This window comes from uncultured Veillonella sp., assembly GCF_934190855.1.
Lineage (GTDB): Bacteria > Bacillota > Negativicutes > Veillonellales > Veillonellaceae > Veillonella.
In genome coordinates this window covers 1-11454 of the sequence record NZ_CAKPTN010000046.1, presented here as the reverse complement: position 1 = coordinate 11454, position 11454 = coordinate 1, and the positions used below count along the sequence as shown (strand labels likewise).

Genomic DNA, 11454 nt, shown 5'->3' with positions numbered 1-11454 from the left:
TCACTCATGCGATTGTGGGTATGGAAACTACCACTGGCTAGTTTTATTAGCTTACCAATATGACCGATAATCAAGATACGCTTGAAGCCAATTTCAGCGGCCTTTTCGAGCATAAAGCCAATAAAGTTACTCGTTTCTGCCATTTGGTTCTTATGAATACCCAGAACTTGCTCCGCAAGATCCTGACCAATACGGCCCGGCACAAGAACAGCCGTTTCACAACCATTGGCTTTCATAACTTTTAACTGAGGCACTAAAGAGTTTTTGAACCCTTCTTCACTCATAGGTTTAACGATACCAGTAGTACCAATAATAGAAATACCACCTTCGATACCTAGGGTATGGTTTAACGTTTTCTTAGCTAAAACCATACCATTTGGCACACTCACCGTTACCGTTACGCCTTGACCGCGAACGCAAAGCTCTTCAAAAACGATGTTCATCATCGTACGAGGCCCTGGATTGATGGCTGGTTCTCCTGGCGGCATAGCAAGGCCCGGTTTTGTTACCGTCCCTACGCCAAAACCCGCTCGGAATCGTAGTTCACCAGTATCATCGAGTGTTACCGTTGTTTCCACATCATTGCCATGGGTTACATCAGGATCATCGCCACCGTCTTTCATAACGGTTACCTTAGCCTCTGTATCAGATAGTACCTCTACGGCTTTAATGGGCACCTCAATGTACTGACCTTGAGGATTTTCAATGACCACTTGGTCCACGATGTTCTTATCTAAGAGGGCCAATAAACCAGCTTTCATACCTGCCGTAGCACATGAACCTGTGGTATAGCCACCCTTCATGTCCTCTACTCTCATAAGGCCTCCTACACCGATAGGGTTAGCGACCCTATGGAATCAAACTAACCCTATCTTTATGGACATATGTTATTAGGAACGGAAGTTAACGAATTGCAATTCTACAGGGATATCCAATTGTTTTAACATTTGGATTACTGCTTGCAAATCATCTTTATCCTTACCAGATACGCGCACTTGATCCTCTTGGATAGATGCTTGTACCTTAATTTTCATGTTTTTAATTGCTTTTACTACTTCTTTAGCATTTTCTTTTGTAATGCCTTTTTTAATATTAATGATTTGGCGAACTGTAGCGCCTGCAGCTGGTTCAATTTTGCCGTAGTCAAGATTTTTAATCGCTACGTTACGTTTAACCATTTTGCCTTTTAATACATCGATAATGGCATTCAATTTATATTCATCATCACCGATGATTTTGATAGTGTCACCTTCAAGACTAATTTCCGCTTTAGAACCACGGAAATCATAGCGCGTACCAATCTCTTTTTTCGCTTGGTTTACCGCATTATCTACTTCCTGCATATCCACTTCGGACACAACGTCAAAGGAACAATCTTTAGCCATTTTATACCTCCTACACCTGAACCCGTTGGGCATGGGGTTCATAGCATTACTTTCATCATCCTCATATTCCAAGTGAAAGTGTAAAAGTACACCAAATCGGAATATATCTCTATAATTATACCTTATAATAGGCTTATTTTCTAGGTAAATCGATTTTTTTAATTATAACTATTATTAATCATAGAAGAATTATTCAGACTATAAACAAAAGTAAGTATTAGCTATTTTAAAAAGCAAAATATCCGGTACCCAACAGATACAATCTATCGATACCGGATATTTAATCACTATAATATTTTCATATGAATCTTAATCTATCTTGTTGGCAACACAATATTTTGACCAGATGGTTTACTTGGATTCATTGCATTTGGCAAATCTTCAACAGTTGTATTTAGATCTGTATCAGCCGCTACAACAGCAACAAACTTTTGACCTGGTTCATAGTAAATATTAGTCCCCTTCATGAAGAGACCACCAACTAAGCTAACAGCTGCAGCAACTGCAACTGCCCCATTATCAGAATGACCTTTACCTTTGACTTGAGCATCGAGAGGAACTGTAACTCCATTAACAGTTTTAATTTCATTTATGCTAAATTCTAATCTACCTTTGCGGCCAAGCATACCGTTTTTTCTAGATTTTGTAATCGTTCCCAGTACTTCTTGGTTTGCTGGAATTACTACAACATCATTTATAAGAAGATTTTCTAATGTTTTTAATCTAAATGTATTTCCTTCTTTACTTCTTTTAGAACTAATTGGAGTAATTAATTCTAATTCAATCTTTGTATCCTTAGGAATATAAGCATGACCATTAATAATAGAACTTGTACGTACACTTGTAGACACTTCATCACTTTTTAAAAGTTGAATTCGATTAACACCAGATGGCATTTCTGTTTTTACAAGAGCACTATCAGTTTTAGGTTGTTCTACAGCGCTTTCTCCATGAGCAACAGCCGGCATTAAGCAACCTAAACCAATACAACCTACAACAAGAAGTTTCAAAAGAGCTTTAGAAGATTTCATATGTACCCCCAAAACAAATAAAAACATATAACTATACATTATGTGTTTAGTATAGCACATTATGAATGTTTAATGAACTTCTTGTTGTGGCAAAATACAAGTCTTAAGATTATAGAGATTAATGCTATATTTTATAAAAAAATATTAGATAAATAATATTTATAGCACATTAACTTCATCATACATTGGTTGAACAATCCATTCCCCATTTGTATTCATGACGCCCCATTTACCTTTAGATTTTACTGGTGCATAACCATGTCTAAACATAGATGCCTGACTAATAGCTTTGTCTTTATCACGGAATAGAACCTTACCGTTTTCATCGATCAATTGATAGTCAGCAGAGCCTTTATGTACCCATGCATATTGACCACCAAAGACATCAATAGACATATCTTTTAATGTAGTAAATACAACTTGTCCACTATTCATATCAATTAATTGTCTATTCTCACCTTTCACAACAGACATACGTGTAGGGCTAATAAATTCAATAGAATCGAATACAAATGGAACGACTTGTTTTCCTGTTACCACATTAAAGACACCAGACTTTTCATTATCTTTATTTTTTAACACGATTAAGTTGCTGGAAGAATCCATTACACCAGCATCATAGTTACCAGGCTGAATCACGTATTGACCTTGACGATTCATGAAGCCAAGTTTGCCTTCATTTTTAACTAAAGTACCATGCTCAGTCATTGGCCATACCGCATCATTTTTACTATCAATTACAATATTGCCATTACGGTCAAGGTAACCACGTTTTACACCATCATAAACTGGATTCCATGCATCACCATAATAGAAACCACCGTGATTACTTAAACCAATACCTACTGCCAAGCCAAGTAAACCGCCGAAGTTGAACTTACTAATATGACGTCTGTATTCTGCTAAACCATTCTTATATGGATCGATATCATTTGTAGGTGCTTCGAAAACTGTATTTCCGCTACCATCAATAGCTACTGTTTTACCTTTTGCATTTTTAACAAATGCACGGTCTTCACTAAAGCCAGTATAAACCTCTTTAAATTGAGGTTCGATTACAGTTTTCCCAGAAGCATCATTAAAGCCCCATTTGCTCTTTACAGAGAAAGATGTATAAGAATTACTTGCATACTCAGTATTATCTTTTTGGACGTTCCCATCAAGAGCAGCATCAGCTATAGCTTTACGGGTATATTTATCAGTTTTATAGTGTTGATACGCTTCTTCACTATTCGCTGCTACCGCCGTACCATCGCCTTTAATATGTTCTAATTCTTTTTTTCTTCTAACAAAGAACGTACCATCTGCAGAAATACTAGATTCCATTTCTTTAAATTGTGGCTCCAGTAATACTTTACCATCAGTACCAACTAAGCCCCATTTGCCGCTTTGTTTAACCATAGCCAATTGACCAAGTTTAATATAACCATCGTTTGCTACTACATTTTGTAGTGCTTTAATGGCTTCCGGAGCTTGTTGTTGAGGACTAATTATTGGTGCTGCCACATAATCCCCTAGTCGACCAATACCTACAGATACAGCTGCACCGCTAGATTTAGTAGAAGTTTTTTCCGTACTAGAAACCGTTGCAGAAGACGTAGATGTAGAATGTTGTTCACGTGTAACTCGAGTACTAGTAGATGTTGGCGTATCTTGGTTTGTTACCGTAGTACTGCTAGTAGATGTTGTTGCTGCGAAAGCTGTTGTAGACATAGCCGCCAAGACACAAGCGACTAATAAGGATTTCTTGTTAAGATTCATAAACCTCTCCTTTTACAAATTGAACTCAGGTACAAAACAATAATATCTATACCCTATCTATATATTAAAAATATATAAATTTTATTAACACAAATTATACTATATAGACCTTCAGAAAAACAACAAAGACTGAGAAATTCTTCATTTACTATTTATTTGATATAATAAAAGCTATGAAAACAGCAACAATAATCGACTTGATTGTAGATTCTGATGTACACACACAGTCTATGAATCATATTATAAAACAACAACATATTTCACAGCGCATGAGGCGGCGTCTACGAAACGAGGGCATCATAACGGTTAATGATGAACCTGCCACCTGGAATACTCTAATTCACGGCGGCGATCACCTCGTCATGAAACTAACTCCTGAACAAGAGTTTAGCCTCAACCCTATGGATTTAGATATCGTCTATGAAGACGAGCATATCTTGGTTATTAACAAAGCAGCGGGTGTTCTTATGCATCCCACCTCAACTGTGCGCGATCATACACTAGCTAACGGAGTGCTATATTACTACCAAGAAACTCATCAGCATTATGATTTCCATCCGGTGCATCGATTAGATAAGGATACCTCTGGTATTGCCATCATTGCTAAGACTTCGGTAGTGCAACATGCTTTTGATAAAAAGCATACACACTTCTATAAAAGTTACGATGCCATCGTCGAGGGCAATCTCCCCTCTGTACTTTTAACCATTAATTGGCCTATAGGTCGTAAACCAGGCAGCATCATTGAACGCTACTGTACTAATGAAGGAAAGCCAGCTCGCACCGATATAAGAGTTATTAGCCATACTACAAACAATGGTGACAATACTATTATTGATAGTTCCCCCCATAGTAGCAGTAACCCTACTATGGGTATTGAGGCTATGGTTGATAAGAATTTTGAACAGCACTTCACGCACGTGCAGTGCTTATTACACACAGGGCGCACCCATCAGATTCGAGTTCATCTCTCTCAATTAGGCTATCCCCTTGCAGGCGATGACTTATATGGAGGCCATTTAGATTTCATTCAGCGCCAAGCACTACATGCTGCGCGCGTCAGCTTTCACCATCCAATAACAAATGAATGGCTTGAGCTAAGTGCGGACATGCCAAAGGATATGAAAGATCTGATACAGTAATTTATAAAGCACTACATAAAAAATCCACAAGCCCCTCAAAATCTACCCACGTGGGTCACAAAATAGAGGCTAATTTTATGCATAAGTTATACAAAAAATATTGGCCCTTTATAGTGTTTCTTGATATACTTAATTTGATTGATATATGATTGCAATAACACTAGTATTTCATCTAGTTTTTAGTTGCTCAAAATACTGCAGTCACAGTATTCATAACAGATATGACAGGCCCTAGGGCCAAGGAGGACAACATGCCATTAGTTACTACTACAGAAATGTTTAAAAAAGCCTACGAAGGTGGCTACGCTATCGGCGCTTTCAACGTAAACAACATGGAAATCGTACAAGGTATCGTAGACGCTGCCAAAGAGGAACAATCCCCTCTTATCTTGCAAGTATCTGCAGGCGCTCGTAAATATGCGAAACATATTTACCTTGTTAAACTTGTGGAAGCAGCTCTTGAAGACAGCAATTTGCCAATCGCTCTTCACCTTGACCACGGCGATTCCTTCGAAATTTGTAAAGACTGCGTAGACGGTGGTTTCACTTCCGTAATGATTGACGCTTCTCACCATGACTTTGACGAAAACGTACGCATTACTAAACAAGTTGTAGAATATGCACACGCTCACGGCGTAGTAGTAGAAGCAGAGTTGGGCCGTTTGGCTGGCGTTGAAGATGATGTAAACGTATCTGATGCGGATGCACGTTTCACTGATCCAGAACAAGCTGCTGAATTCGTACACCTTACAGGCGTAGACTCCCTAGCAATCGCCATTGGTACTAGCCACGGCGCTTACAAATTCAAAGGCGACCCTTACCTCGACTTTGATCGTTTGAAAAAAGTTGGCGAATTATTGCCTAACTTCCCAATTGTATTACACGGTGCTTCCTCCGTATTGCCTGAGTTCGTAGCTAAATGTAACGAATTCGGTGGCAACATTCCTGGTGCACAAGGTGTGCCTGAAGCAATGCTTCGTCAAGCAGCTCAAATGGCCGTATGTAAAATCAACATCGATACAGACCTTCGTCTTGCTATGACTGCATCTGTACGTGAATACTTGGCTCAAAACCCATCTGAATTTGACCCTCGTAAATACTTAGGACCTGCTCGTGATGCTATTAAAGGCATGGTAGCTCACAAAATTAAAAACGTGTTAGGTTCTTCCAACACTCTATAATCTATGGCTAGCGGATTTTTAAAAGGAACATTAATCCTCACCATAGCCGGCTTCGTTGTGAAAGCAATCGGTAGCATTAACTGGATTCTACTATCCCGCATCTTGGGTGGTGAAGGCATCGGTATCTACCAGATGGCCTTTCCTATCTATTTGTTACTATTACAAATTTCGAGCGCAGGTGTGCCGATTGCCATCTCTATTTTGACGGCAGAACGATTAGCCTTACACGACTTTGGTGGTGCTAAGAGAGTATTCAATATATCTTTTACAATGTTAACCATTACAGGCTTTATCGCCAGCCTCGCCATGTACTTTGGTGCAGATTGGTTGATCTCTAGTGGTCTCATTGCTGAAAGCCGTGCCTACTACTCTATCATCGCGCTCGCTCCGGCAGTATTCTTTGTAACGTGGATTTCCTGCTTCCGCGGGTATATCCAAGGCTATGAAATGATGACGCCAACGGCAGTCAGCCAAATCGTAGAGCAACTGTTACGTGTTATCATCATGCTCGGTGCTGCGGCAATCTTATTGCCATACGGTTTACCAGCTGCTGCTGGTGGTGCTAGCTTAGGTGCTGGCGTAGGTGCCTTTGGTGCCTTCCTAGTGCTCTTGTACTACTACTACAAATTGCCTAAGGCAAGTAGTACTGGTGAAAGCTATGATGGTCCTCGTGAATCAGCTAAAGAAATTTTGTCACGACTCTTAACATTGTCCATTCCAATTTCTTTAGCAAGTATCATGTTGCCGTTAACAGCCAATCTCGATTTGCTCATCGTACCACGTCGTCTCTTAGATGCTGGTTTCCCGATGAACGAGGTAACAGAACTGTTCGGTTATCTTACAGGTATGGCGGTACCGCTCATCAACTTGGCTACCATCATTACAGCAGCCCTTGCAACAAGCATTGTACCAGCTATTTCTCATGCCTATGCAAAACGCGATCATGAAGGCATTTATGACCGCACTGCAGGCTCTATGCGACTAACATTCATGGCAACTGTACCATTTACAGTGCTATTGTATGTACTTGCTGCTCCAACAGTTACCTTGATTTATAATGCACCTAAGGCAGAATTAGCTACGCAAATCACTGCGTTCTCTATCTTCTTCCTCGGGGTACACCAAGTAACAACAGGTATCTTACAAGGTCTCAACAAGCCGCGTATTCCTGTAATTAATATGGGTATTGCTCTAGTTATCAAGGTCATCCTTAACTGGACATTAACGGCTATCCCATGGCTTGGTATCGGTGGTGCTGCGTGGGCAACCGTTGCTGATATTGGCTTTGCAGCGTTACTCAACTTGATTTACATCAAAAAATACACAGGCTACTTCCTCAATATTTCCCTACTTTGGAAAAACGTGGTTAGCGCCGGTGTTATGGGTATACTCATCTTTATGAGTTACCACTATTTAACAGATATCTTACCTATGTGGGCTAACTTTATACTCACTGGTATCGAAGGCTTATTACTCTACGTTATTATCATGGTTCTTCTAAAAGGCCTTGATAAAAACGACGGGGCTAGCATGCCACTCATTGGTAGATTCTTTAGATAATCATAACAAAAGAGGTTTAACACTTAGGTGTTAAACCTCTTTTCGTTTATATTAACTATCACATTAGTTATTACTATTACTTATTTTTTTCTTTCATAAAATCCCTAATAGTCGGATTTGTTTGTATCAATTCCAACATTGTAGGTGAAGCGCCTAGCCCCATAAAGGCCTTATCATGCCAAGCTTTATTATGCTTGGAATCTACATATTGAATCACATCTCGCAATTTATAGTTACTTACATGAACATCATGAGGCTTATATAAATAATACGTATAAACATACTGATTATCATACAAAACCATACCAAATAGTGTTAAATTTTCTTTGTTAGCTTCAAAGTATAAAGCTGGAACACCATCATTCCAAACTGTGGCATATTGTAATCGCTTATGACCTTTTAACCCATGTTTTTTTACAACAGTCCTTAAGTAACTATGCAAAATATTTTGTTTTTCAACACTAGCACCTTCTATAAATGGCTGCTTACCAAGGACAGCTTTAATACGGCCTGAAAGATACACATCATATTCTGCCGCTCCTATAACCTCATGCTCCTTGAATTTACTATTTTTTAATACCCTAAATGTATAAGGTCCAAGACGTACTGGATCAGTATAGTCCAGCACATCACTTGCAGTCTTAATCGAAGGCAAAACAAAATTAGCCAATGGCCCCATTGTATCTGAGATAGATTGTTGCCTATCATCTTTAATAATATTTTTTATAATATATTTATCAAGAGATTGACCAATATGATAAGAAATAGTAGGGGTTTTCGGTAATGTAAAATTAACTGTACCCACTACATGATGATTATCAAAACCTATTACATCCCACGTTGCTTTTTCAAGGCCAGGATATGTAAACACATCACCATCTACAAATCGAACCATATCTTTGCTCTTTTCAAATCTATTATTCAACGTATCCCGTAGAAGAGACTTATTTAAATCCGTATACTCTATATCAGTATCTTCCCATTTAGAGCCTTTAGGCTGTTGTCTCGTTTCATATCTAAAGTCAGATACTGCGTTAATAGTGCCTCCCACATTCTTAATAATAGACTTTAACATATGTTTAGGATCAACCGACCAACCTACTATACTTTCATTTGAACCTGTAAATTTAATGTCTGCCCCATTATCTTTAATAATATATACAGTCTTAGAATGATGGATTGCTCTAGTTAATTCTTGTGCTATATAAATATCATCTGCTAACTTTTCATTATTATAATTTGGTTGATTTTGCGCCCATTTTTTTACATCCTGCTCTTGAAAGTCATCAATTATTTTAGCAACGTCTCCTTGAATTCGATATTCTTGATAGGCTTCCTTAGGAATCTCAGGACGAGCCCCTGGAATATTAACATCAATAGCTTGGGAAATACCCATTGCACCTATAACACCAATACAACTTAATATTAGTAAACGCCTTAACTTCATAGTTCTCTCCTCAAACGCAATAGAATATTTTAAATTTTTAACACTTATTTTATATTTTATCATTTTTACATATTTAGGTAAATAAGAAAGGTCCGACATTATAGTCAGACCTTTTTATTGTTTATGCTGTTATGCCTATCATAGTAAGGATTTCCATAATAATCGGAATGACAACGACAAATAATATGGTACTAATCATTACAAGGCCTGTAGCAAAAGGTAAATCAGATTTTGCTTCGTTTGCCACGATTGGCAGTACCGCAATAACTGGTCCTGCCGATTGTACAACAAAGGTAATGATTGCAATTGGTTCTAGTACGATACCTGCACCATATTGTAACCCCATGATGACGCAGAACATAATGATAGGTGAAATCACAAAGCGGCCTACGATACCACCCATAGAGTCTTTATTGAGGCTCATACTTTTTAAGCCCGTATCATGAAGGACTATACCAATATAAATCAAGGATAATGGAGTTACCATATCTCCTAAATAATTAAGTGTATTATGTAAAATTGGGGCCAACGGAATTTCAAAGAACAAGAATATTAAGGCGCCGAAGAAACCTAATAATGGCGGCGGCAATAGCTTCTTCCAATCAAACTTAGGCTTTTGATTGTTAGTGGATATTCCATTATCTAGATTTGGCAGCGGATCTAATTCGATTAAAAATACCCCTACGAGCCAAACCGATATAGTGTTACCAATATAATAGAGTAAAAAATATGGTAATGCTTCAGGTCCAAAGAGTGCAATTTGAACAGGTAAACCTATAAACAAGCAATTATCATTAACCACCATATTAATAAAAATACCACGTCGCCCTTTAGGTACTTTCAACAGTTTCATCATGATGAAAGCCACGATATAAGCAATTACATAGGTTAGCATAACTACTAACATACCATACCGTAAATTCCATAAATCGGACATATGTAAGTGATGTAATACAGATATAAAGACGCCGGCCGGCAAAATGACGGACATGATAAAGCGCGATAAGTTGCCGCTAAAGGTAGGGTTAAACATGCCCCGCCCTTTTAAGAAATATCCTAACGAAATGAGTAACACTATAGGGATGATACTCTGTAAGGATGTAAGAAAAACCATAATAAACCTCCCGAACAGTTGATTCGTAGTCTATCATATCACGTTTTTCAGTAAACAGATACACGAATAAATAAAATGATATAGTTACAGTGTATTAATATATATAGAATTTTTATAATTATATAAATTAGTAGTATGAATTATTGAAAAAATCATCTATACTAAAGGAGTAAATATACAGTCTATTCTGCACATGAGGTGATAGTATGAAAAAACCATATATCGGTATCTCTGGTAGTATCTTGCTTGGCCGCGCTGGTTCTGATGTAGATCTTCCACGCTCCTATGTAAACCTTGATTACACTCGCTCTATTGAAGAAGCTGGTGGCATTCCTATTATTATTCCTTTCACAACAAATCTTGAAATCATTCAAGATACAGTGGCTCATCTCGATGGCCTACTATTATCTGGTGGTCATGATGTATACCCACTCCACTATGGTGAGGAACCATTACAAAAACTAGGCGAAGTATGGCCTGAACGTGATCATTTTGATTTTGCTTTGTTGAAAGCAGCTGAAGAAAGACAAATTCCAATCTTTGGTATTTGTCGCGGCATGCAAGTCTTAAACGTATACCGCGGTGGCTCTTTATACCAAGATTTAAGCTACGACGAAAACTGTACATTAAAACATGCACAGAACCAAACGCCTGAGTTAGGTACGCACACAGTTGATATCGAGTTCGAAACAAATCTTGCTAGAGCTATCGGTCGATCCACATGGGTGACAAACTCCCACCACCATCAAAGTGTAAAAGCAGTTGGTAAGGGCTTACAAGTTGTTGCTCGTGCTAAAGATGGTACTGTAGAGGGCTTAGAAGATGCCTCCTAT

Annotated in this window: 10 protein-coding genes; 4 read left to right on the top strand and 6 right to left on the bottom strand. The window is 38.3% G+C overall.

What is annotated here, in order from left to right; translation table 11 throughout:
* The 4 genes from cbiD to Q0F90_RS04165 all read right to left on the bottom strand — a co-directional run.
* Nucleotides 1-818 (bottom strand): cobalt-precorrin-5B (C(1))-methyltransferase CbiD (cbiD, locus tag Q0F90_RS04180; RefSeq protein ID WP_296003625.1); only part of this gene is annotated, 818 nt, incomplete at its 3' end.
* A gap of 72 nt (nt 819-890) precedes the next feature.
* Nucleotides 891-1385: a YajQ family cyclic di-GMP-binding protein gene (locus Q0F90_RS04175; protein ID WP_296003623.1), complete on the bottom strand. Its 495-nt coding sequence runs from the start codon at nt 1383-1385 to the stop codon at nt 891-893.
* A gap of 314 nt (nt 1386-1699) precedes the next feature.
* Entirely contained in the window at nt 1700-2416 is a 717-nt protein-coding gene (locus Q0F90_RS04170) for a hypothetical protein (RefSeq protein WP_296003621.1), read from the bottom strand.
* Between the two features lie 159 nt (nt 2417-2575).
* Nucleotides 2576-4177, bottom strand: a complete 1602-nt coding sequence (locus tag Q0F90_RS04165) for a WG repeat-containing protein (protein ID WP_296003619.1) — start codon at nt 4175-4177, stop codon at nt 2576-2578.
* Between the two features lie 173 nt (nt 4178-4350).
* Here Q0F90_RS04165 and Q0F90_RS04160 point away from each other — a divergent pair, with 173 nt between their 5' ends.
* The 3 genes from Q0F90_RS04160 to Q0F90_RS04150 all read left to right on the top strand — a co-directional run bounded on the left by Q0F90_RS04160 (nt 4351) and on the right by Q0F90_RS04150 (nt 8060).
* Nucleotides 4351-5319, top strand: coding sequence for an RluA family pseudouridine synthase (locus tag Q0F90_RS04160; RefSeq protein WP_296003616.1), 969 nt, complete (start codon nt 4351-4353; stop codon nt 5317-5319).
* 251 nt (nt 5320-5570) lie between these two features.
* Nucleotides 5571-6500 (top strand): class II fructose-1,6-bisphosphate aldolase, encoded by a 930-nt coding sequence (gene fba, locus Q0F90_RS04155; RefSeq protein WP_265138839.1) that lies wholly within the window; start codon nt 5571-5573, stop codon nt 6498-6500.
* A 3-nt stretch (nt 6501-6503) separates the two neighbouring features.
* The gene (locus tag Q0F90_RS04150) at nt 6504-8060 is read left to right on the top strand and encodes a polysaccharide biosynthesis protein (RefSeq protein ID WP_296003612.1); all 1557 of its coding nucleotides are present in this window, start codon (nt 6504-6506) and stop codon (nt 8058-8060) included.
* Between the two features lie 76 nt (nt 8061-8136).
* Here the strand turns inward: Q0F90_RS04150 and Q0F90_RS04145 are convergent, their stop codons facing one another.
* Together Q0F90_RS04145 and Q0F90_RS04140 are read right to left on the bottom strand one after the other, a co-directional pair.
* Nucleotides 8137-9507, bottom strand: a complete 1371-nt coding sequence (locus Q0F90_RS04145; protein WP_296003610.1) for a hypothetical protein — start codon at nt 9505-9507, stop codon at nt 8137-8139.
* 121 nt (nt 9508-9628) lie between these two features.
* Nucleotides 9629-10621: an AEC family transporter gene (locus Q0F90_RS04140; RefSeq protein ID WP_296003608.1), complete on the bottom strand. Its 993-nt coding sequence runs from the start codon at nt 10619-10621 to the stop codon at nt 9629-9631.
* 206 nt (nt 10622-10827) lie between these two features.
* Between Q0F90_RS04140 and Q0F90_RS04135 the strand changes: the two genes are divergently transcribed.
* The coding region (locus tag Q0F90_RS04135; RefSeq protein WP_296003606.1) for a gamma-glutamyl-gamma-aminobutyrate hydrolase family protein at nt 10828-11454 on the top strand (627 nt) is incomplete at its 3' end.

Coding starts and splice junctions, on each gene's coding strand:
- Q0F90_RS04175 (WP_296003623.1), bottom strand. CDS start 1,385: ATGGCTAAAGATTGTTCCTTTGACGTTGTGTCCGAAGTGGATATGCAG.
- Q0F90_RS04170 (WP_296003621.1), bottom strand. CDS start 2,416: ATGAAATCTTCTAAAGCTCTTTTGAAACTTCTTGTTGTAGGTTGTATT.
- Q0F90_RS04165 (WP_296003619.1), bottom strand. CDS start 4,177: ATGAATCTTAACAAGAAATCCTTATTAGTCGCTTGTGTCTTGGCGGCT.
- Q0F90_RS04160 (WP_296003616.1), top strand. CDS start 4,351: ATGAAAACAGCAACAATAATCGACTTGATTGTAGATTCTGATGTACAC.
- fba (WP_265138839.1), top strand. CDS start 5,571: ATGCCATTAGTTACTACTACAGAAATGTTTAAAAAAGCCTACGAAGGT.
- Q0F90_RS04150 (WP_296003612.1), top strand. CDS start 6,504: ATGGCTAGCGGATTTTTAAAAGGAACATTAATCCTCACCATAGCCGGC.
- Q0F90_RS04145 (WP_296003610.1), bottom strand. CDS start 9,507: ATGAAGTTAAGGCGTTTACTAATATTAAGTTGTATTGGTGTTATAGGT.
- Q0F90_RS04140 (WP_296003608.1), bottom strand. CDS start 10,621: ATGGTTTTTCTTACATCCTTACAGAGTATCATCCCTATAGTGTTACTC.